Raw genomic sequence first — 22,852 nt, forward strand, 5'->3', positions numbered from 1 at the left:
AAATATTTTTCATTTTAATAGATTAATAAGAAAAGGGTGAATGAGATAGAGCGGAGGGCACATTGGAACAATAGAGAAGATATCGTCAAATTCCTTTTATAAATAAGGTTCGTATGGAAAAAATTAGCATATACGAACAGAACGGCTTGAAATTCCCTTTTGACGGAAACTTTGTCTGAACTGAAATATGCTGATGGAATCAGTCCTTTATAAGGAGTAAAGCAGGTAGATTTTGTGATAATAGAATGAAATTTTAAATTCTATCTAATGGAATAGTAAAATAATACTCATTTTTTTCAAACTTCATCCGATATAAAGAGCAGATAAGACTTTTAATGAATGGGTGAGTATTATGGATATAACATCGGTTTTGGGAGTAGTTCTAGGGATTGTGGCTATTTTAGTGGGAATGGTATTGAAAGGCGTAAGCATTACAGCGCTGATTAACCCGGCAGCTATCTTGATCATTATTGTAGGGACAATAGCTTCTGTTGTAACGGCTTTCCCTTTTTCAGAATTAAAAAGATTGCCAAAAATATTAAAAGTTTTATTCTTAGAACAACAATTAACAAAGCCTGAAGAACTAATTAAAACCTTTTCTGAATGGGCGGTCATTGCCAGAAAAGAAGGCTTATTGGCTTTAGAAATTATTTCGGATCAAGTCGACAATACCTTTTTGAAAAATGGGTTGAATCTTGCGGTCGAGGGTCAGAGTGCCGATTATATTCGTGATATTTTAGCAGAAGAAATAGACGCAATGGAAGAACGTCATCTAAGCGGGGCTGCAATTTTTAGTCAGGCTGGCACATATGCACCGACACTTGGAGTATTGGGTGCGGTAATCGGGCTGATCGCTGCATTAGGTAACATGGCTGATACCGAGGCATTAGGACATGCCATTTCTGCAGCGTTCGTTGCAACCTTGATGGGCATTTACACAGGGTATGTGTTATGGCATCCATTTGCGAATAAGCTTAAGCGGAAATCGCAACAAGAAGTCCGGATAAAAGAAATGATGATAGAAGGAATTTTATCGATCATCGAAGGGGAAGCGCCAAGAACGATAGAACAAAAACTAACATCCTATTTACCTGCTGAAGATCGTAAAAAGTGGTTAGAAGGCGATGTGAGAGAAGATGGCTAGGCGGAAAAAAAAACAGCGGCATGAAGAGCATATTGATGAGTCATGGTTAGTACCTTATGCCGATATCTTAACTTTGCTTCTTGCACTTTTTATCGTCCTTTTCGCTTCGAGTTCGGTTGATGGAGTTCGATTCCAACAATTATCTAATGTGTTTAATCAAGTGTTTACGAGCGGGACGGGATTTATGGATTTCCCCAGCGATTCTCCCAGCAATAAACCAACATCACCGGAACAAAGTACAGAGGCAGAAGAACTTAAGAGGTTAGGGAAAAGCGAAAAGAAACAGCTAACAGAGGTTCAGGAACGTGTAAATGCATATATTAAAGAGAATGGTTTAACAGATAAATTGGGTACGAACCTCACGGATGAAGGCATGCTGATATCAATTAGGGATAATGTGCTGTTCGAATCAGGCGTGGCAGAGGTTAGAAGTGAAGATCGAAAAATGGCTAAGGAAATTTCAAATCTTCTAGTTATGGACTTACCCAGAAACATTATAATAAGCGGACATACCGATAATATACCGATTCAGACTTACCGGTATGATTCGAACTGGGATTTAAGCGTTATGCGTGCGGTTAATTTCATGAAACTTCTCCTCGGAAATAAAGACTTGGATCCCGAAATGTTCAGCGCAAAAGGTCATGGGGAATTTAAGCCAGTTGCTTCTAATAAAACAAAAAATGGAAGAGCGGAAAACCGGCGTGTTGAAATACTGATTGTTCCGCGGACGGCAATAATTGAGTGAAAACCTGTCTGGTATGGACGGGTTTTTCTTTTTTAAAGGAGTATATATGGAAAGAGAATATACAAATGTGATGGAAGAGATTGTTGTGACTTGGGTGCAGATTTTAATGGCTGGAATGGAATATCAAACGTTTTGCTCGTGCAACAAATGTAAGAATGACATTATCACATTATCTTTGAATGCCCTGCCCAATTATTATGTAACAACGGAAGAAGGGCGGAAGCGGATATTTGAAAACTTGAATACGGATGAAAACCGAAAGTGGATTAACAAAAGACTTATTAGTGCCATACATGTGGTAGGTAAATTCCCCAAACATAATCAGAATAGACCATGATAAGAGTTCAGAGTCTTGGATCAAAAATCATCTATAAATTTAATAACCTTATGACACAGCTATTAAGTAATCTCTCTGAAGAAATGTCGGGTTCAGTGGGTTGGTTGTACGTTAACGAGAGTTATTGGTATATATGGAGGACATTATTATTTTTTATCATTTCCCGCCAGAAGACTCCCTCTTCAAGCGTGTGAAGGGCGAGAGCCCAACGGTAAGGGGGAGATGAATGGCGGTTGGCATAAGCCAAAGTAATCTTTTGACAAACGTATGTTCGGTGATTAATAATAACTATAAGGGGGTGAAACCAATGGTCGTAAACAAAGCTTATAAATTTCGAATCTATCCAACTAAAGAACAACTAGTTCTAATCAATAAAACGATCGGCTGCTCCCGTTTTGTCTATAACTTTTTTTTAGGCAAACAAAAGGAGAAAGATGCCTACTGGTATATTTGTGAAGAAATGAAGCAGAACGGCCAATTACCCTCTAATGAACGGAAAGGTTCTTTTCTGAATAAATACGAAACAATCAAAGAACTTCCAGCTTTAAAGAAAGAGTACTCTTTCCTGAAAGAAGTAGACAGTATTGCCTTACAGAAATCGGTGGGAAATTTAGCAGATTCCTATAGTCGATATTATAAAAAGCAAAACAAGTCACCACGCTTCAAATCGAAAAAGAATCCTATCCAGTCCTATACGACTAAACATACGAATGGGAATATTGGAATTGTTGGAAACAAAATCAAATTGCCAAAACTCGGTCTAGTTCGTTTTGCTAAAAGCCGCGAAGTCGAAGGGCGAATCATCAATGCCACAATCAGGCGGAACCCTTCGGGTAAATATTTCATTTCCGTTTTAGCCGAAACCAATGTACAAGTACTTCCTAAAACGAATCGTTCGTGCGGTGTAGATGTTGGTTTGAAGAACTTTGCTATTCTTTCAGATGGTACGGTCTATCAAAACCCAAAATTCTTCCGGACGGTCGAAAAGAAATTGTCCAAAGCACAACGGATTCTTTCAAGGCGACAAGAAATAGCCTTGAATCAAAATAAACCATTGGCTGAAGCCAAAAACTATCAAAAACAAAAACGAAAAGTGGCTATCCTACACGAAAAAATTTCAAATGCCCGAATGGATTACTTACATAAAGTTTCTACCGAAATCATCAAAAACCACGATGTTATTGGAATGGAAGACTTGCAAGTGTCGAATATGATGAAAAATCACAAACTAGCTAAAGCTATTAGTGAAGTATCTTGGTACCAATTCAAAAAAATGTTGGAATACAAAGCAAAATGGTATGGTAAACAAATCGTGACCGTATCTAAAACGTTTGCTTCTAGCCAATTGTGTTCTAGCTGCGGTTACCAAAATAAAGACGTTAAACATCTGAATCTTCGTGAATGGGATTGTCCTTTTTGTTCTACTCACCACGATCGAGATATTAACGCAGGACTCAATCTAATGAATGAAGCCATAAGGCTTCTAACCGTAGGAACTACGGGAGTAGCCTAATTAAAAATTGGCCGATAGGCTAATGTTCTTAGGAATCCCCCACTTCAATCGGACCGTAAGGTCGATAAGTGGTGGGTAGTTCAAGTGTTTATTTATTCTACACGAGGGAACATAAATGGAGTAAGTTCATTCGATCTAAAAATGGAGGAGATGAATTTTTTATGAGTAAAAAAATCGCATGTGTAGTAACGAATATGTTTGAAGACTCGGAGTACAGTGAACCGGCAAAAGTATTTGAGGAAGCCGGCCATACGGTAACTACGATTGAAATGGAACAAGGGAAAACTGTTAAAGGCAAACAAGGTGAAGTCGAAGTCACAATAGATGAAAGCATCGATTCAGTAAAACCAGAGGACTTTGATGCTTTGTTCATTCCTGGAGGTTTTTCCCCAGACCAGCTACGTGTAGATGCACGATTCGTAACGTTCGCAAAATCGTTCATGGATGAAAAAAAACCTGTATTTGCAATCTGTCATGGACCACAGTTGCTGATTTCTGCCAAAACACTTGAAGGACGTCATGCAACAGGGTATAAATCTATTAAGGTAGATATGGAGTATGCAGGTGCTACATATTTAGACAAAGAGGTCGTTGTTTGCGGCGATCAGCTTGTCACCAGCAGGACACCAGAAGATATCCCAGCCTTTAATCGAGAGTCACTTAGATTATTGAAATAAAAAAATCCCGACGCCGTCGGGATTTTTTCTTTAATAAGGTTTAAAGGATTCATATACTTCCATCTTTGCAGTAAAATAAAAGGAGAGACGAAAAAAAAGGAAGTGTAACGATTGATCGTATTAAAATCTGCACGTGAGATTCAAGCGATGCATGACTCAGGTAAAATTTTGGCAGCTTGTCATAGGGAAATCGCAAAATTAATTGTACCCGGTGTGACAACATGGGAAATTGAAGAATTTGTTGAAGGGTTTTTAAAGAAACATGGGGCGAAGCCGGAACAAAAGGGTTACAAAGGGTATGAATATGCGACATGCGCAAGCATCAACGAAGAAATCTGTCATGGTTTTCCTCGAAAGACACCTTTGAAAAATGGCGATATCGTAACAATTGATATGGTCGTTAATTATAACGGCGCGCTTTCAGACTCTGCCTGGACGTACCCGGTCGGTAAGGTTTCAAAGGAAACGGAACACTTACTGCATGTGACAAAGGAATCTTTATATAAGGCGATTGAAGTATCTGTAGAAGGCAATCGTATTGGCGACATTGGTCATGCTATTCAATCATATGTAGAAGCGGAAGGCTTCTCTGTCGTCCGTGATTTTATCGGCCACGGGATTGGAAATGTTATTCATGAAGAGCCTCAAGTTCCGCATTATGGATTGCCAAATAAAGGGCCGCGCCTAAAAGAGGGCATGGTATTCACAATTGAACCGATGGTGAACGTAGGTACATATAAAGCCAGCAGGGATGCGAATGGTTGGACCGCCTCTACTGCAGATGGGAAATACTCGGCTCAATATGAGCATACGATTGCCATCACAAAGAACGGTCCACTTATTTTAACGGAACAATAATGATTTGGTTTTCTTATCTCCTAAAAAGCGAAAAAAACAGCATCGAAAATTGATGCTGTTTTTTTTCATCTCATTTAATTGGCCGTTCCAATGAATATAAATCTTCTTCGATGTTCCCAATTCGGTCCTCAATCACTGTTTTAGCATCTTTAATGCCCTCGTTATATATAAAGGGAGCAATGTTGTCGAGAATGAATTGTAAGTGGTTTTCAGCAGCAATTTCGCCAATTCTTTCACCATTTTCCTGGTAGACATACTCTTGAATGCGTTCAATCATCACGCGTCGCTTTTCTAAGGGAAATTGAATAAACATAAAAAACCTCCTTCATATCTGTTCTAAAAACCATGAAATGAAATGATCCGAATTTAGAGGGAAGACGGGTACTGAAGCATGGCTCATTGTTTGCTCCAGACAGTCAGGCCAAGCAATAACTGCTTTGATATTATTAAGCTGTTTTAGTAATAGAAGGTCATTTTCCTCTTTGATTAGAATTATCTTAGGAAAGTCTTCCTGTTTGTATCCTTCGATTAAAATCACGTCGGGATGAAAAAGACCCAGCAATTGAATCAGCTCTGCTATAGAGGTTCCATTTCTAAAATTGCCAAGTAATTCAATCGTCCCGTCTCCTTCAACAAGTGATGCAGCTGCCCCAGCCTGAAAGTGTTTGGTGGAATCCTTTATACTTGTATGATCGGGTTTTCCGCCATGCCCATGATGCTTTAATACGGCTGTTTCCAAGTTTACTGCGCGAAGCTTCTCAATTATATTCGTAATGAAAGTCGTTTTTCCTCTATTTTGGTAGCCGACCACTTGAAATATAAATGGTTTCACCAAGGCCATTCGCATCCTTCTTGGTCATCAAGAAGAAGGGCGTCCACGATATCGCCAGTTTTGAATCCACGAGTGCCTCCAGGTAATACGGTTAGTGAATTTGCTCCTGCAAGGCTTGTTGTTATATTGGATTTATCTACACCACTAGGGATAACCTTCAGCTGGCCAGATTCGAAAAATAAACGCGTTCGCAAAAGCCGTGAGAAGGGATTGGGCTTTAAGAAATCCTCAGCCAATTGCGCGTTTTCTTTTCGTAAATGAGGAAGCTCAGAAAACAGCATGGTTCGAATAATCGGTCTTGCAAATAACTCAAAGCCGACATAACTGGCAGATGGATTACCAGATAAGCCGAATAGAAATTTATTATTAAATACAGCAACTGTTGTTACACTGCCTGGGCGCATAGCTACTTTATTGAATAAAACATCGGCTCCTATTTTCCGGTAAATATCAGGGAGAAGGTCGAAATCACCGACGGAGACGCCCCCCGTTGTAATGAGAAGGTCAACTTCCTCCAAGGCAGAGGAAATTGCCTCATAGCTTAAGTCAAATTCATCCTTAAGTTTTCCATAAAAACGAACTTCTCCTCCTGCTCTCTGAATTTGGGCGGAGATGGCATGAGAGTTGCTGTTGCGAATTTTTCCCGGTTGCAATGGTTCACTGACATCTAGAAGTTCTGACCCTGTAGCAAATAAGCCGACGACAGGCTTTTTGGCAACTGGAACTTCAGCGTAACCGAATGTAGCAAGCAAGCCTATGATGCCTGGATTAATCATTGTGCCTTTTTTGACAAGAATATCACCTTTTTTTGCATCCTCTCCTTTGAAAGACACATTTTCGCCTGCGTTAAGTGAGCGTTTAAAGGATATGTATTTCTTCCCGTCCTTTTCAAATTCCTTGGTGAGCTCGAACATAATAACTGCATCACATTCGTCTGGCATTTGGGCTCCAGTCATGATTCTTGCTACCTGGTTTTGTTGCACAGGAAGAGTAGAAACCATCCCTGCAGCCAACTCTTCTATCACTTCGAATTCGAGCGGATTATTAAGGGAACCTTCAGCCGTATCTTCAGACCTGAGGGCAAAACCATCGTACGGTGAACGGTTGAAATGTGGAACATCATTTGTAGCTATAATATCTTGAGCTAAAAAACGATAATGACTTTTCTCAAGAGCAACTAATTCCACCTGTCCTTCTAATTTATGTTTCATCACTTTTTCTACTGCATCTGCGAGACTAATGGGCGTTCTTCTTTCTACCATACCTACAACTCCTGTCTGATTGTCCAATAATATTCACTATAACAAATTTAGCAGAATTCTTTAATAAATAAAAAACCCTCACCATTATGGGAGGATTTGGATGTTATTTATTGCGGAGTCTTCCAAGTTCTTCAGCGATTGCTTCCATTTCACGGACACTGAAGTTTGTTTTTTTCATCACCATTTTATAAATATCATGAAGTTCTTCATACATTTCGATATCGAAATGGGTGGATTTGATTGCTCCGAAGTTCATTACTTTTAGTTTATCCTTGATTGCTTCTACCATAAACTCGACACTTTCGGCTGTATTTTGTGTTAAATCCATTTCCCTCATCCTTTCACACGTTTCTAAATTATTTTCATCTTTGCATGATTACCCCTATAAGTCAATGAATATTCAGTAGGAAAACGACGCATTATCTCCGATTTACTTGATTGTCTCGCGTTTTAATGTGAGCATGTTTGGGAAAAGATAGGAAAAAACTTTTTTAAACACTGTATAATGGAGATAACCACCATTACCCATCAACTAATATATGACGAGGAGGAGAATATATGAGCAACATTCGTGAAGAATATAAGTGTGCAAAGAAAAGTAAATTTATGCAGGCGGTTTTAATAGGGGCTCTAGCTGGGGCTGCTGTTAGTCTTTTTGATAAAAACACGCGAAGTTCCGTATTGGCAAACAGCAAAAGTTGCATGAATAATTTGAAAGAACTAGTGAAAAACCCCAATGGAATCCTAACTCAAGTACGTGAAACATCTTCAAAAGTTCGTGCCACAGTTGAAAAAATTTCCGATGATGTATCCTTCATTTCCCAAAGAGTAGAGGAGATGAAAGATATTCCATCGCAAGTTGCGCATGTTGTGATGGAGACGAAAGAGGTCTTCTCTGCGGAAGGACAGCAAGAATCGTCTTCAAACCATGATTTAGAAGAGCGTATTTCCTTAAATTAGATAATGAGGTGGAGGTATGGCCGATAAAAAAGAATGGTTGAAAGGGTCATTCTTCAAAACTTTCATAAGACGGTTACAAGTGGATGATGTGTCGGGACTTGCCGCACAGCTGTCCTATTTCTTTTTACTTTCCCTGTTTCCGTTACTTATTTTCCTATTTACTTTACTGGCCTACCTTCCATTTTCACAGGAAGATATTTTACGTATAGTCCGTTCATATGCACCAGATGGTTCTATGGCAATCATTGAGGGAAATCTAGCAGAAGTTATGGAAGGGAATAGTACCTTATTGTCGTTTGGTGTCATCGGAACAATATGGTCAGCATCTAATGGAATGAATGCAATTATTAAAGCCTTTAATCACGCATATGGTGTAAAAGAAAGTCGAACTTACTTTATTTCCCGGGGAATGTCGATTATTCTCACATTAGCGATGATTTTTGTTTTTATTGTCGCTTTGTTGCTTCCTGTATTCGGAAAGCAGATAGGTATATTTTTATTTGCCGAATTTGGGCTATCTGACGAGTTTTTGTCGATTTGGAATCAGATGCGCTGGGTGATTAGCACAATTGTATTATTTATCGTGTTTACGATCCTCTATTTGATAGCGCCCAACAAAAAGTTGAAATGCCTGACAGTGATTCCGGGTGCTATTTTTGCCACGGCTGGCTGGAGTCTCGTTTCCTTTTTATTTTCTTTTTATGTAGAGTACTTCGCAAATTATTCTGCAACATATGGGAGCCTTGGTGGGATAATCGTGTTAATGATCTGGTTTTACTTATCAGGGCTAATCATAATTCTAGGCGGGGAAATTAATGCCCTCATAAGTAATAAAGAACAGCCAAAATGTGAATGAGCTTCCTAAAGTTCCCGTAATAGCTATAAGTCCTGCAGCTAATGCTAATCAAGAAATGACGACTTAGTAATAGGGAGGAATTCTTTTATGGGTAAAAGCAACAAAAAGCAAAAAGGAAAAAAAGGTTCGAACCATAAAACGTCAGGTTCTGCTAATGGGAAAAACGGCTATCACTAAGTAGAATGAACACACAAAAAAAGGGGCCTTATAGGCTCCCTTTTTTGTTTAGTTTTTCAATAATCTTAAACTGTTCAGAATAACTAGAATGGTGCTTCCTTCATGGCCAATTACGCCATATGGAAGGTCGAGGAATTGAAGGAAGTTAGATGCAATCAGAACCATAATGACAGAAATCGAGAAAACGACGTTTTGTTTGATGATTCGGTTCATTTTCTTAGATAACCTTACTGCTTCGGCAATACGCGGTAGGTCATTCTTCATTAGGACAACATCCGCTGTTTCCAACGCAACATCTGTGCCCTCGCCCATTGCAATCCCGACAGAAGCAGTTGCAAGTGCAGGTGCATCATTAATTCCATCTCCAACCATTGCTACAGTACCGTATTGTTCTTTCAACTTTTTCACTTCAGTAACCTTAGTTTCAGGTAAGCATTCAGCAATATATGCATCGATATGGCTCTCAGACGCAATCGCTTTAGCGGTCTTTTCACCATCGCCTGTCAGCATAACGGTATGAATGCCTTCATTTTTCAATGCTTCGATAGCAGTAATCGTTTCTTCACGCACCACGTCTTTCAATGTAAGAATGCCGGCAATACCTTGATTGTCTCTTGCATAAACTATCGTCTTGCCTTGTTCAGCTAGTGTTAGTGCAATACCGTTTTGAAATTGTTCGGCTTCACTTCTTCCGACGAAATCAGCTTTTCCTACTTGCCAAAGTACTCCGCTGAAATATGCTTGAACCCCATTACCTGAGATATCTTCCATATTATCCGGTTTAATGATGTCTTTTGCTAATTTAGTTTTAGCGTAGCGCACAATTGATGTTGCCAAAGGATGGTTCGAATAATTTTCAACAGATGCAATATGGAATAGGAAATCTTCTTCGTTTAAATCTTCACGGATAATGACATCCGTTACCTCTGGTTTTCCTTTTGTTAATGTTCCGGTTTTATCTAAGGCAATTGCCCTCAAGTTACCAAGATTCTCAAGATGGATACCGCCTTTAAATAGAATTCCATGACGAGCACCATTAGAGATGGCAGATAGCGTAGCTGGCATAATAGAAGCTACGAGGGCACAAGGTGAAGCAACAACAAGCAAAATCATTGCCCGGTAAAATGTTTCGGTCCAACTCCACCCTAATACAAAATGCGGTACGAACAACATCAAAGCGACAACGGTTAATACGATTTTTACATAGGTTCCTTCAAAACGTTCAATGAACAGCTGAGAAGGAGACTTTTCACTTTGTGCAGATTGAACGAGAGTAATAATTTTTTGAAATAATGTTTCGTTTGCTGGTTTTGTAATTTCTACGGTAATCGTTCCACGCAGATTCACTGTTCCCGCAAATACTTCATCATCAAATGACTTACTAACTGGAATAGATTCGCCAGTGATCGCCGCTTCATCAATATTGGTACGTCCGTCCGTGATTTTTCCATCAGAGGGTATTCTTTCACCTGGTTTTACCAAAATTAGGTCCCCGACTTGTAGCAGGGAAACGGATACGGTTTCTTCATATCCATTTGTGATTCGCAGCGCTTCTTCCGGCTGTAAATCCATAAGTGCTGAAATTTCTTTATGACTTTTATTCATTGTGTATGTTTCAAGCGCCCCGCTCAAAGCAAAGATGAAAATTAAAATCGCGCCTTCCGTCCAGTATCCGATAATCGCAGAACCGATGGCCGCGAAAATCATTAGCATCTCAACATTCAATTCCTTATCGGCAAACGTATCTTCAATTCCTTCTTTTGCTTTGGCATAACCGCCGATTAGGAAGGAAGCTAAATATATAACGATAGAAGGAGTTTCAAGTCCATTCTTAGAAAGCGCCCAGCCCAATAATATCAATACACCGCTAAACAATGCGGCAATAAGTTCTAGATGGGGTTTTACTTTTTCCAACCAAGAGGTTTCGCATGCAGTCGGTTGTGTTAATTGTTTAGTATCAGTGGTCATAAGATTCCCTCCCATATTCTTTTCTATTTTTGTGTAAATGATATAGATTATCATTTGTATAATATCTAATTGAGAAAGATAATCAACGTCATTTCTCTGAATAAAATATGAAAGCTGTCATCAAAATTGCGATGACAGCAACGATTTCAAAGGTTTATTAACGTGATGTTCTTTTTATTAATATTATATTAACACATATCCTATTCAAAAATAAAGAATAATGATTCTAATGTAGGAGAAAATATAAAGAACCATAAATTATATCATTTGACCACTATATGATAAAAACAATACAAATTGAATAATAAATGGAGTAGTTCAGATAATAAACTATACTACAAGCTTGGAGCAGGCATTTTTTCCTTAAATAGAACCAGTGAAATAAAGACAAGAAGAAGCATTATACTAATTAAATAGAAAAAATTACCTCCTTGTAAGTATTCGATGACTAAACCACCGAAAAACGGACCACCAATGCTGCCGAGACTGTAGAAGATGCTGCATAACAGATTTCCTGCAGGTAATAGGTTGCGAGGCAAAAGGTCTGCCATATAACTGATTCCTAAAGAGAAAGTCGAACCCACCATCATCCCGCCAAGCAGGAAGCAAATGAACAGACCGATTACGGAATATGAAACAATCCCAGCTAGAGTAAATACGGTAAAGCCTGAAAAAAGAATGATCAGCAAGATTTTTCGTCGGCCAAATCGGTCACTGAGCATTCCAAGCGGAATCTGTGAAAGCAAAGTACCACCTGAAAATGCTGGAATGATAAGCGATACTGCGGTTAAATCAATTCCAGAGCGCAATGCGAATACTGGAAAGTTGCTATTCAATGAAGATTCAAGCACGCCAAAGGTGAATGGAAGTAAAAAGGCGACCCAAGCAATGCGACTCACTTTCGTAAACCGTTTGAGTGTACCGAAGAATGATGTGCTTTCTGACTCATCCTGTTCAGGAAGCTCGTTTTTAATCAGGAATACAGTCATCCACGTAAGTAGGCTTAGTATGGATGTAATGATGAATGGCAAAGACTGATTAATCTCTAGAAGCTTCGTCATTAGCGGGCCAACCATGAAACCAAGACTGAAAAATAGTCCATAAATAGCGATATTCCTTCCGCGCTTTGCTGAAGGGGAAATAGCGGTAATCCATGTCTGGGTAGCAAAGTGAAGGGTATGATCACCGATTCCGATGAAAAAACGCAGAGCAAACCAAAACCAGAATGATTTCCAGACCGGAAATAAGGCAAGTGAAAGAATTACCGTTATTCCGCCAAATAATATTAATGGCTTATAGCCATATTTGCGGAGAGGTGCTTCCATAAAAGGAGAAATTAAAAGAATCCCAATATAAAGTGACGCAGCATGAAATCCATTTAAGGAAGAGCTAATTCCGTCATTTTCGAAAATGATTGCGATAATTGGCAGAAGCATTCCTTGAGAAAATCCAGATATGCCGACCATACAAATTAGAACACTAATAAGCAGCTTTTGATTCATAAGTTTTCGTCTCCTAAGATATGTATACCTTGTTGATGTTACATCCAGGGGAGAGGGTTAAGCAATAGAAATTTGGGTAAATGTTGACAAGAAGAGAATATCGTTAAAAATCCCCTTTTTCATTTCGGGAAAATTATGTATGATAATTTTTGTTACATATTAAATTGCATATAGGATTGTGAGGAGAAAGATCGTGGATAAAATATTTTTGGGGCTCGTCCTCTTAGGTGTCCCTTTATCAGTTATAGGTTCTTTGATGCATTGGCCGAGTGTAATCATGTTTATCGTGTATTGTTTAACAATTATAGCGCTCGCAGGTTTTATGGGCCGGGCAACGGAAAGTCTAGCGATTGTGATGGGCCCAAGGATTGGTGGACTGTTGAACGCAACCTTTGGTAATGCAGTGGAACTGATTATTTCCATTTTTTCATTAAAGGCAGGGCTAGTGGGCGTCGTATTAGCCTCCTTAACTGGATCGGTATTAGGAAACTTATTGTTGGTGGCAGGACTTTCCTTTTTTATTGGGGGGACGAGGTACAAACGGCAGAAATTTAATGTGTTCGATGCAAGGCATAACGCTGGTCTGCTAATCTTCGCCGTTATTGTTGCTTTCGTGATACCGGAAGTGTTCACTCAAAACATGAGCGAATCAAGTACTATGTCGTTAAGTGTCGGAATTTCCGTTATTTTAATCTTATTATACTTAGCGGCATTATTCTTTAAATTAGTTACTCATCGCGGGGTTTATCAGCATGCGGAAAAAAGAGAAGCCCATGAGGAACATGAAGAGGAAATACCGGAATGGAGCAAGAAAAAGGCCATTACTATCCTAGCTGTTGCTACATTGGCTGTTGCTTACGTATCGGAAAAACTTGTTCATACTTTCAGTGAAGTCGGGGAGACGTTCGGGTGGACAGAGTTATTTATCGGGGTCATTATCGTTGCCATCGTAGGTAACGCGGCTGAACATGCATCAGCCGTTATTATGGCATATAAAAATAAAATGGATGTCGCTGTTGAGATTGCAGTCGGTTCTACGCTGCAAGTAGCGATGTTCGTTGCTCCTGTCCTAGTGTTGATATCATTAATGTATCCAACACATATGCCGCTTGTTTTCACATTGCCTGAGTTGATTTCTATGGTTACGGCTGTCTTTCTAATGATTATGATTTCGAATGACGGGGAAACGAACTGGTTTGAAGGGCTTACCCTGTTGGCTGCTTACTTTATTATGGGGATTGGATTTTACTTATTATAAGAGTGTCAGGCCTTCCTAATCGGGAGGTCTTTCTTTATGAGAAATGCGGATATAAATAAAAATGACTCTGCCCAGGTTGTTTTAGCAGAGTCATTTCTATATTAGTAAATTACCATTCATAAATTAATCCAAAATTTTTCATCATGCTTCTGTTAAAGTTGAGAAATAATTCTAGAGTGTTACACCATCCTTTTACATCAAATTTAAGTAAGTGGCGAATTCGTTTTTCTGTCATCCTTGAAAAGGGTGTCTTAGATCGATAAGCATACCTCCTGAACGTTTATTAGGTATGAACGATTTCGCCTCCTTTTTATAATGTAAGTTAAGTATAACCGATTTATATAAAAAAGTAAATATTCTGAACTTTACAAATTTGTTACAAAATCAACATGTTATTGAAATGTATAGAATGTTGAGTAAAAACAAAATCTATAAACAAAATGATTGAACCTTTTAAAGGAGTGCTACAGCATGAGACGACTTATTCTTATTACAGTGTTTGCCCTAACTGCCTTTATTCAGGCGAATGTAAGTTTTGCAGCCCCTATATCAGCCGGAGATAAAACAACTCCGAACAAGGTGAATATCCCACCTTCCGTATTAAATATTGCGAAGGAGAATACGTATCCGAACTCGACTCAGGATCTTCCAATGCTGCAGCCGAGTGAGTTTGCTAAACAGTTGATTGATTCATCGGATATTAAGATTGAAAATCCAGAACTCATTCATATGTTGAATGAATCAGCAATTGCAAAAGCACCGCTTGCTTTTGGTTACAGGGCGACCATTTACCTTGGCCATTGGGCGTTGAATTACGAGTCTTCCGAGACGGCCCCCAATTGGGAATATCAAAAGATCAATATGAATTACTATGATAATCGCGGCGGTGATGTTCCATACAGAATCCGTTATGTCCAAGAAAACCAAAAGGCAGTGAGTGGTGGACTAACAGCGAAAATTCCTAAGGCCGAGGATGTTAAAAAGATGATGCTATTAAAAGCTACGGAAAAGACCCATTTGCCACTCGCTTTTGAAACGATTGTTGGAGCTGGTACGAAAAAAGATGAAGTATACAATGTTGCTTCAAATCGGATTGGTTATTTATCTAGCTATGCTTCTGCCGTCAATGAAAAAGGTAAGGTCACCTATGGGGAAGTATATTTGAACCTTAAAGGAAATAAACGCTCGATTACGATTAAAAATATTACCTCGCAAGGCATCGGCGCTTGGATACCAGTTCAGGACCATGTTTCCTTCAGCTTTACTGTTTCGCAACAGCCACGGTAATGAGGGTGAAGTAAAAAAACTCGCCTGATTGGCGAGTTTTTTTCTCATATATTAGACTTTCTTACGCTGAAGTCTTCTTTAGGGTAATATGCATTTTTGACAAGAACATTCGGACCGAGACATTTAACCGACGAACAGTGGCAGTTTAATTCGTTGGCCAGCTTCGAATTCATCCATGTTTCATAGGATTCGGTTAACGGCTGATCAATGATATTTCCCAAAGTAGGTGCATCCCCAAAATCGGTAACAATGACTTCTCCGGTAAAAATATTGACATTCAAACGAGAGCGTCCATCAGGGTCATTCCGAACTGTCACTTTTTTAGCACTGTAAAGCCGCTGAAGCAGCTCTAAATCTTCTTTGCTGTTGTTACATGGATAGAATGGGAGCGTTCCGAAAAGCATCCATACATTTTCATCCCGAATATCAAGTAGATGATGAATCGCCTCGCGCATGTTCTCCAATGATAACGTTTCAAGTGCTGAGGCGAAATCACTTGGGTACATCGGATGTATTTCATGGCGCTGACATCCCATTTCATCGACAATCTGTCTGTGGATATGCTCAAGATGCGGCAAGGTGCGTTTATTAAGCATCGTTTCTGCAGAAACTAGTACACCTGCTTTTGTCAGGGCACGGGAATTTTCAATCATTTTATCAAATAACTTTTTTCGTTGCTCGCGCGAAGGTTTACGGTCCATCATGGCAAAACCGATATCGATGAATTCATCGATCGTTCCCCAGTTATGGGAAATATGAAGAACATCCAAATAGGGTATGATTTCCTCATACCGTTCCAAGTCAAGGGTCAAGTTAGAATTGATTTGGGTACGAACTCCACGGTTACGAGCATATTTTAATAAAGGTAAAACATAATTTTTCACTTGTTTTTTAGAAAGCATTGGTTCACCGCCAGTTATACTTAGCGAGCGAAGCAATGGTATCTCATCGAGGCGCTGAATTATTAATTCTAAAGGAAGAGCATCCGGGTCTTTTGGCTGAAGTGTGTAACCGACAGCACAATGTTCGCAACGCATATTGCAAAGGGTAGTGGTTGTGAATTCGACATTGGTAAGACTGAGCTTTCCGTATTGTTCAACGTCCATATATGCTTCCCAAGGATCATACTTGGGTGTGATTGGTGTTAAAAGATCTTGCTTGATTATAGACATGTTTAAAACTCCTTACGTAATAATGCACTAACCCATTATGAACAATGGGCACAAAAATTGTCAAATGGCGGAGAGCTTCATTTTAGCTTGCCATTGCACTTTCAAGAGGATTTCGTTACGATGGAAGAAGAACGGAAGGAGAGTGCCTCATGGGAAAAACCATTACAGGTAAAAACGAACAATTAACATACTTAAAAGAACGCCTCACGATGTTCATGGAGGTTCTTGACCATATTGAACCAGAAAATACAGAATTAGAAGATATTGATCGCTTAATCGGCATGCTTGATGATTTGGAAGTTAAAGTAGAACAATTTAAAACGCGCAAAGAAGGATAATATCTGTACGATAGTATGATTTTTTTATAATTAATATTCATAAAGGGATGACGCTATTTACTCGTCATCCCTTTTAATATGTAAGGAAGAAAAATGGTTATTTTAAATTAGGTAATTATCGGTAATTTTTTTTGCTTTATGCTATTCTTAACGCCATGATTATTTCTCTTCACACCGATTTTCATTAAGAAAACTAATTACTTGTTTTCGAAAGATTATGTTAGATGTATAATAAAACGGGTGTTGTATCATTTGCTCTTATATAGAGAAGCGGTGAATGATTAAATCTAGGGGAAATAAGAGGGGGAAGAGAAATTTGGATATTCAAAAATTCCAAGAAAGTATGTACAGTCTTATCGTTGAAACTTCAACGAATCTTCCAAAGGATGTTCGTCGTGCGGTCAAAAGTGCGAAACAACGTGAAAATGCAGGTACGCGTTCAGCGTTGAGCCTAACAACAATCACGAATAATATTACAATGGCTGACGACAATGTATCACCGATTTGTCAGGATACAGGTCTGCCGACATTTAAAATTAAAACTCCAGTTGGTGTGAACCAACTTGAAATAAAAGAAGCAATTCGAAATGCAATCATTTTAGCAACAAAAGGCGGAAAGCTTCGTCCAAACGCAGTTGACTCTTTGTCAGGTGAAAACAGCGGGGATAACCTTGGGGAAGGTCTTCCTGTCATGAAATTCGATCAATGGGAAAAAGATTACATTGATGTGCGTCTTATATTAAAAGGCGGCGGCTGTGAAAATAAAAATATTCAATACAGTCTTCCGATGGAGATTGAAGGATTAGGTAAAGCCGGCCGTGATTTAGACGGAATCCGTAAATGTGTTCTTCATTCTGTATACCAAGCGCAAGGACAAGGCTGTAGCGCAGGGTTCATCGGCGTTGGTATCGGGGGAGACCGTTCATCCGGATATGATTTGGCTAAGGCTCAACTTTTCCGCAGTAACGAAGATGTGAATCCGAATGAGGATCTTCGTAAACTAGAAGAGTATATCATGGAGACGGCTAATGAATTGGGAATCGGCACGATGGGCTTTGGCGGCGAAACAACACTGCTTGGCTGTAAAATTGGTGTCATGCACCGTATTCCGGCAAGCTTTTTCGTATCGGTTGCTTACAACTGTTGGGCTTTCCGTCGCTTAGGTGTGAAAGTGAGCCCAGAAACAGGAGAAATCAATGAATGGCTATATCAAGATGGCGAGAAAATTGACTTTGCTCTAGAAGCAGAAAAAGCAGCGAAAGAAGAAGTAGCCGCAGCAATAGAAGCTGAAGTTGAAGCACCGCGTGAAATCATCCTTCAGGCACCAATTACGGAAGAACAAATCCGTGAGCTGAAAGTTGGTGACGTAGTCCGGATTAACGGAAGAATGTATACTGGCCGTGACGCGATACACAAGCACTTGTCTGAAAACCCTGCACCAATTGACCTTGATGGACAGATTATCTATCATTGTGGGCCGGTTATGCTTAAGGACGAAGAAGGTAAATGGCACGTGAAAGCTGCAGGTCCGACAACTAGTATTCGTGAAGAACCATACCAAGGGGATATCATGAAAAGATTTGGCATTCGTGCTGTTATCGGTAAAGGCGGAATGGGTCCAAAAACACTAGAAGCACTAAGCGAACACGGTGGTGTTTATTTAAACGCGATCGGCGGCGCAGCTCAATATTATGCAGACTGCATTAAATCAGTCGAAGGTGTGAACTTCACTGAATTTGGTATTCCTGAAGCAATGTGGCACTTGAACGTTGAAGGATTTACCGCAGTTGTTACCATGGATTCACATGGAAACAGCCTGCATAAAGACGTACAGCAATCTTCATTAGAAAAACTGTCACAATTCAAAGAACCTGTATTTAAATAAGATGTATGCAAAAGACGCTCACCAATTCGGTTGAGCGTCTTTTTACCTTACTCTTCTATTTTCGGCAATGGATCAATCCTTTTTGAATCCCCTAAATTCAATCCACTTTTCACAAAATAAACAAACAGTCCCGCACCTAATCCCAGACAACCAATAAAACCTAACGTAATCACCCATTCCAGCATTGTATACGCCCCCTTGCTAATGTATATGAAAAAAAAGGCTATTATTGCCTTAAAAAAGTACAATCTTTTTGCACCTTTGCTCATACATTAGAAGAGAAAGGGGGGAGTAAAATGCAAAATAGCATCTTATTGTTCTTTGTCGCAATGTTAACAGGTTTTGCTTTCATCCATCTTCCTGTGGCAGGCACGATTTTCTCCGGACTTGAACCAACTTTAGACGTAATTGGAATTGTAACCGTTATCGTTTTTGCCATCGTCATCATTTGGAAGGCGGTACAGGCGTTATTTAAAGGGTAAATAGATAGGGGGCCTATCCTTTTAGGAGGATAGGCCTTTTTTGCGTGGAATTCGTTCGTTGTGGATAAAATTCGTCCGTAACCGGGGATAATTCGACCTACAGAACAATAATTCGACCGTCATCGGGTATAATTCGACCGTCATCGGAAAAAATTCGACCTACATGATGAAAAATCGACCGTAACCGGCAACAATTCGACCTACAGAAAGATAATTCGACCGTAACCGGGGAAAATTCGTCCTACAGAACAAAAATTCGACCGTAACCGGCAATAATTCGTCCTACAGAACAATATTTCGACCGTCACCACGAAAAATTCGACCTACGACAATATCATGCATATAAATCTTCATGTTCCAAACACTAAGAAAAAAAGAACATGGGGGATAATCCAATGAAAAAAATGGCGATTCTATCCGTTTTTATATGCTTGATCTGCTCTTTAGCAAGTCCGGCTTTTGCGGAGTCCTATAATTGGGGCTTCAATAAAGGGAAAAACGGAACTCCTGCCGATGCAGGAAAAAACTTCAATGAAATGCTGCCTAAATATGAAGCAATTTATAAAGGTGACACAACGAAAAAAAACATATATTTAACCTTTGATAATGGTTATGAAAATGGATATACGGCACAGATCTTAGATGTGTTAAAAAAACATAAGGCCCCAGGAACATTTTTCGTCACTGGTCATTATTTAAAAACCGCACCGGAGCTTGTTGTCCGTATGGCGAATGAAGGTCATATCGTCGGAAACCATTCCTGGAATCACCCTGATATGACCAGTGTGACGGATGAAGTCATTCGCACAGAACTGCAACGGGTTAAAAAAGCAACTGAAAAATTAACGGGCCAACAGGGGATGAACTACCTAAGGCCGCCGCGTGGTGTATTCAATGAGAGAACAATGAAAGTCGCACAAAAAGAAGGATATTACCACATTTTCTGGTCGCTTGCTTATAAAGACTGGGTCGTTGACCAACAAAAAGGTGCAGCTTACGCTCATGATGAAGTGCTTAAACAGATTCATCCAGGGGCGATTTTATTACTGCATACTGTTTCAAAAGATAATGCAGAGGCGCTTGACTCGATTTTGACTGATCTTGAAAAACAAGGATACACATTCAGCAGCCTGGATGAATTAATGATTGAAAAACACCTGCCAAATCGAATGCTTTATTAAAATAAAAAGCGGAACCTGAAGTGAAATTACAGGTCCCGCTTTTTTCCATTCTCCTCATTTTTAAGTAATATTTCAGGAAACATGCTATAATACGTGGAAAACTGCTAAAGGATGGATCGCTTGTGTGGACGGAAAAATTACAGGTCCAGGGACCATATAATTTCGACCTTGTTCTCGAACGATTATCGTTAGACCCACTTCAAGTAGTTGATTTTACTAACAGAACGGTAAAAGTTCCGCTTTATATAGAAAAAGAACCAGTCGTTTTGCATGTTCAGGCAATAGGAAACATCGAAGAACCGACCTTTATCATTAAAGGTCAATCAGAGGAATACAAGTCTAAAGCAATTGAACGGTTAAAAAAGGTTTTTCATTGGCATCAGCCATTAGAAGGCGTTTCCCAGCATTTTCGAGAATCTGATTTGAGGGGAATCTTTGAAGAGCACCGCGGTACAGCCATAGTCTTGGACTTCGATTATTACAGTTGCCTCGTCAAATGCATCATACATCAGCAATTAAACTTGTCTTTTGCGCATATACTCACGGAACGGTTCGTGAAAACATTTGGCTACCAGATAGATGGTGTGTGGTTTTATCCAACACCGGAAGCGACCTCACAACTTCAGGTGGAACAGTTAAGAGCCATTCAATTCAGTGGCCGAAAAGCTGAATACGTCATCGGACTATCCCAGCAAATCACTCATGGCCATCTTAATCTTGATCTGTTGGCAGAGCTATCCGATCAAGAGGTTATGGATATACTAATAAAAATACGCGGAATCGGTAGATGGACGGCTGAAAACTTCCTACTTTTTGGACTTGGAAGGCCGAACCTTTTTCCAAAAGCCGATATTGGCATTCAAAACGCCATAAAACTTTTATACGGCTTACCGCAGAAGCCAACCCAAGAAGAAATGGAAACCTACAGTGCAAAATGGGCTCCATATCTAAGCTACGCTTCCCTCTATTTGTGGAGAAGCATCGAAAAACGGAGTGAAAAGAAATGACAAACATGCAAGATACAACACTAGAAGTAAATCAAACCCTTCCATTAACCATTAAACGGCTTGGCATAAACGGAGAGGGAGTCGGCTACTTTAAAAAGAAAGTCGTCTTCGTCCCAGGAGCATTACCAGGTGAAGAAATTGTAGCTTTAATAACAAAAGTGCAGCCAAACTTTTCTGAAGCAAAAATAAAAACCATCCGGAAAGAATCGCCACACCGCATTGCCGCACCATGCCCAATCTACGCAGAATGCGGTGGCTGCCAACTACAGCATTTAAGCTATAGTCAACAGCTTATTGAAAAACGCGATATCGTCATTCAAGCGATGGAACGTCATACGAAATTCCCGATTTCTTCATTAAATATACAAGAAACAATCGGCATGGAAGATCCTTGGAACTATCGCAACAAAAGTCAGTACCAAGTCGGTCAGAAAGATGGCAAATTGATTGCCGGTCTTTACGGTTTGAACTCCCATAACTTGATCGATATTCCCAACTGTCTTGTCCAACACAAGGCTACTAATAAAGTAACCCGTACGGTGAAGAAGATACTAAAGAACCTGAATATCTCGATCTATAATGAAAGAAAGAGAAAAGGTGTGATCCGAACAGTAATTACAAGAGTTGGCTTTGAAACAGGCGAAGTACAGGTGGTCTTAGTTACAGGAGCGGAAGAAATTCCACAAAAAGATCAATTGCTTAAGCAAATTCGTGACCAACTGCCGGAAGTGAAATCGGTCGTTCAAAATATTAATAACCAAAATACATCACTTATTTTTGGCGAAAAGACGATCCATCTTGCTGGCGAAAAAGTCATCAACGAAACATTGGGTGATCTATCGTACGAACTATCGGCCCGTACTTTCTTCCAACTTAATCCGGTCCAAACAGTCCGCATGTATGACGAAGTGAAAAAAGCGGCAGCCCTAACCGGTACCGAAAAAGTCGTTGACGCGTATTGCGGCGTAGGAACCATCGGACTTTGGCTATCGGAAGATGCAAAAGAGGTTCGCGGAATGGACGTCATCAAAGAATCCATTGAAGACGCCAAGAAAAACGCCATAAAACACAAACGCACCAACATGCACTACGAAACAGGAAAAGCCGAAAACATCCTGCCGCGCTGGACCAAAGAAGGATGGAAACCGGACGTATTAGTCGCCGACCCGCCAAGAACTGGCCTGGACCAATCCTTACTGCAAACTATCCTAAAGGTCAAACCAAAAACCATTGTGTATGTATCATGTAACCCATCCACATTGGCAAAAGACCTACAAGAATTGAGCGCTTTATATAACGTAGAATCCATGCAGCCTGTGGACATGTTCCCGCAGACGAGTCATGTTGAAGTTGTGACGAAGTTGAAAAGGAAAGAATAAGCAGAAGGATCCGAGAATCTGTAAAAGGT

General features: G+C 39.7%; 24 protein-coding genes. 16 read left to right on the top strand and 8 right to left on the bottom strand.

Features of this window, described 5'->3' with window-relative positions; translation table 11 throughout:
- The first annotated feature begins 352 nt into the window (after window positions 1-352).
- From motA to map, 6 genes are all read left to right on the top strand, one after another.
- Window positions 353-1,144: a flagellar motor stator protein MotA gene (gene motA / locus NST21_RS02865; RefSeq protein ID WP_057218176.1), complete on the top strand. Its 792-nt coding sequence runs from the start codon at window positions 353-355 to the stop codon at window positions 1,142-1,144.
- The gene (motB, locus tag NST21_RS02870; protein ID WP_340887617.1) at window positions 1,137-1,892 is read left to right on the top strand and encodes a flagellar motor protein MotB; all 756 of its coding nucleotides are present in this window, start codon (window positions 1,137-1,139) and stop codon (window positions 1,890-1,892) included. The genes motA and motB overlap by 8 nt, the downstream gene beginning before the upstream one ends.
- Before the next feature lie 46 nt (window positions 1,893-1,938).
- Window positions 1,939-2,229, top strand: coding sequence for a late competence development ComFB family protein (locus tag NST21_RS02875; RefSeq protein WP_244923403.1), 291 nt, complete (start codon window positions 1,939-1,941; stop codon window positions 2,227-2,229).
- 307 nt (window positions 2,230-2,536) lie between these two features.
- On the top strand, window positions 2,537-3,742 hold the full coding sequence (tnpB, locus tag NST21_RS02880) for an IS200/IS605 family element RNA-guided endonuclease TnpB (RefSeq protein ID WP_340887620.1): 1,206 nt from the start codon (window positions 2,537-2,539) through the stop codon (window positions 3,740-3,742).
- Between the two features lie 161 nt (window positions 3,743-3,903).
- A complete protein-coding gene (locus tag NST21_RS02885) occupies window positions 3,904-4,419 on the top strand; it encodes a type 1 glutamine amidotransferase domain-containing protein (RefSeq protein WP_340887624.1) in 516 nt (171 codons plus the stop codon).
- Window positions 4,420-4,530: 111 nt separating this feature from the next.
- Window positions 4,531-5,277, top strand: a complete 747-nt coding sequence (map, locus tag NST21_RS02890; protein ID WP_201183028.1) for a type I methionyl aminopeptidase — start codon at window positions 4,531-4,533, stop codon at window positions 5,275-5,277.
- 70 nt (window positions 5,278-5,347) lie between these two features.
- Here map and NST21_RS02895 read toward each other — a convergent pair whose 3' ends face one another.
- The 4 genes from NST21_RS02895 to NST21_RS02910 form a co-directional block, all read right to left on the bottom strand.
- On the bottom strand, window positions 5,348-5,590 hold the full coding sequence (locus NST21_RS02895) for a DUF2164 domain-containing protein (protein WP_053344364.1): 243 nt from the start codon (window positions 5,588-5,590) through the stop codon (window positions 5,348-5,350).
- A gap of 12 nt (window positions 5,591-5,602) precedes the next feature.
- Window positions 5,603-6,118 carry a molybdopterin-guanine dinucleotide biosynthesis protein B gene (gene mobB, locus NST21_RS02900; protein WP_340887627.1) on the bottom strand — a complete coding sequence of 172 codons (516 nt, stop codon included), beginning with the start codon at window positions 6,116-6,118 and terminating at the stop codon, window positions 5,603-5,605.
- Window positions 6,106-7,371: a molybdopterin molybdotransferase MoeA gene (locus NST21_RS02905; RefSeq protein WP_340887628.1), complete on the bottom strand. Its 1,266-nt coding sequence runs from the start codon at window positions 7,369-7,371 to the stop codon at window positions 6,106-6,108. Before NST21_RS02905 ends, mobB begins: the two co-directional genes overlap by 13 nt.
- Before the next feature lie 103 nt (window positions 7,372-7,474).
- Complete coding sequence (locus NST21_RS02910) at window positions 7,475-7,699, bottom strand: DUF1128 domain-containing protein (protein WP_053344366.1); 225 nt, start codon at window positions 7,697-7,699, stop codon at window positions 7,475-7,477.
- 230 nt (window positions 7,700-7,929) lie between these two features.
- Here NST21_RS02910 and NST21_RS02915 point away from each other — a divergent pair, with 230 nt between their 5' ends.
- Window positions 7,930-8,331 carry a YtxH domain-containing protein gene (locus NST21_RS02915; RefSeq protein WP_340887629.1) on the top strand — a complete coding sequence of 134 codons (402 nt, stop codon included), beginning with the start codon at window positions 7,930-7,932 and terminating at the stop codon, window positions 8,329-8,331.
- Between the two features lie 16 nt (window positions 8,332-8,347).
- The gene (locus NST21_RS02920) at window positions 8,348-9,187 is read left to right on the top strand and encodes a YihY/virulence factor BrkB family protein (protein WP_340887630.1); all 840 of its coding nucleotides are present in this window, start codon (window positions 8,348-8,350) and stop codon (window positions 9,185-9,187) included.
- 225 nt (window positions 9,188-9,412) lie between these two features.
- Here the strand turns inward: NST21_RS02920 and NST21_RS02925 are convergent, their stop codons facing one another.
- Both NST21_RS02925 and NST21_RS02930 read right to left on the bottom strand, forming a co-directional pair.
- On the bottom strand, window positions 9,413-11,332 hold the full coding sequence (locus NST21_RS02925) for a heavy metal translocating P-type ATPase (RefSeq protein ID WP_340887631.1): 1,920 nt from the start codon (window positions 11,330-11,332) through the stop codon (window positions 9,413-9,415).
- 335 nt (window positions 11,333-11,667) lie between these two features.
- Window positions 11,668-12,834: an MFS transporter gene (locus NST21_RS02930; RefSeq protein WP_056522482.1), complete on the bottom strand. Its 1,167-nt coding sequence runs from the start codon at window positions 12,832-12,834 to the stop codon at window positions 11,668-11,670.
- Between the two features lie 190 nt (window positions 12,835-13,024).
- On the opposite strand from NST21_RS02930, the gene cax reads away from it, so the two are divergent.
- Together cax and NST21_RS02940 are read left to right on the top strand one after the other, a co-directional pair.
- Window positions 13,025-14,092, top strand: a complete 1,068-nt coding sequence (cax, locus tag NST21_RS02935; protein ID WP_057218309.1) for a calcium/proton exchanger — start codon at window positions 13,025-13,027, stop codon at window positions 14,090-14,092.
- A gap of 471 nt (window positions 14,093-14,563) precedes the next feature.
- Window positions 14,564-15,379, top strand: coding sequence for a YfkD famly protein (locus NST21_RS02940; RefSeq protein ID WP_053344371.1), 816 nt, complete (start codon window positions 14,564-14,566; stop codon window positions 15,377-15,379).
- Window positions 15,380-15,423: 44 nt separating this feature from the next.
- Here NST21_RS02940 and yfkAB read toward each other — a convergent pair whose 3' ends face one another.
- Complete coding sequence (yfkAB, locus tag NST21_RS02945) at window positions 15,424-16,545, bottom strand: radical SAM/CxCxxxxC motif protein YfkAB (RefSeq protein WP_377376603.1); 1,122 nt, start codon at window positions 16,543-16,545, stop codon at window positions 15,424-15,426.
- Between the two features lie 155 nt (window positions 16,546-16,700).
- Between yfkAB and NST21_RS02950 the strand changes: the two genes are divergently transcribed.
- Window positions 16,701-16,889 (top strand): SE1561 family protein, encoded by a 189-nt coding sequence (locus NST21_RS02950; protein WP_053344373.1) that lies wholly within the window; start codon window positions 16,701-16,703, stop codon window positions 16,887-16,889.
- Between the two features lie 316 nt (window positions 16,890-17,205).
- Complete coding sequence (locus tag NST21_RS02955) at window positions 17,206-18,774, top strand: fumarate hydratase (protein ID WP_053344374.1); 1,569 nt, start codon at window positions 17,206-17,208, stop codon at window positions 18,772-18,774.
- Window positions 18,775-18,821: 47 nt separating this feature from the next.
- Here NST21_RS02955 and NST21_RS02960 read toward each other — a convergent pair whose 3' ends face one another.
- Window positions 18,822-18,959 (bottom strand): hypothetical protein, encoded by a 138-nt coding sequence (locus tag NST21_RS02960; RefSeq protein WP_162878737.1) that lies wholly within the window; start codon window positions 18,957-18,959, stop codon window positions 18,822-18,824.
- A gap of 111 nt (window positions 18,960-19,070) precedes the next feature.
- Between NST21_RS02960 and NST21_RS02965 the strand changes: the two genes are divergently transcribed.
- From NST21_RS02965 to rlmD, 4 genes are all read left to right on the top strand, one after another.
- Window positions 19,071-19,256, top strand: coding sequence for a hypothetical protein (locus tag NST21_RS02965; protein WP_201183013.1), 186 nt, complete (start codon window positions 19,071-19,073; stop codon window positions 19,254-19,256).
- 395 nt (window positions 19,257-19,651) lie between these two features.
- Window positions 19,652-20,437, top strand: a complete 786-nt coding sequence (gene pdaA / locus NST21_RS02970; RefSeq protein ID WP_053344376.1) for a delta-lactam-biosynthetic de-N-acetylase — start codon at window positions 19,652-19,654, stop codon at window positions 20,435-20,437.
- Between the two features lie 122 nt (window positions 20,438-20,559).
- A complete protein-coding gene (locus NST21_RS02975; RefSeq protein WP_340887634.1) occupies window positions 20,560-21,444 on the top strand; it encodes a DNA-3-methyladenine glycosylase family protein in 885 nt (294 codons plus the stop codon).
- Entirely contained in the window at window positions 21,441-22,823 is a 1,383-nt protein-coding gene (gene rlmD, locus NST21_RS02980; RefSeq protein WP_053344378.1) for a 23S rRNA (uracil(1939)-C(5))-methyltransferase RlmD, read from the top strand. The genes NST21_RS02975 and rlmD overlap by 4 nt, the downstream gene beginning before the upstream one ends.
- Window positions 22,824-22,852 lie beyond the last annotated feature (29 nt).

This window comes from Peribacillus sp. FSL K6-1552, from assembly GCF_038005205.1.
In the GTDB taxonomy this organism is placed as follows: domain Bacteria; phylum Bacillota; class Bacilli; order Bacillales; family DSM-1321; genus Peribacillus; species Peribacillus butanolivorans.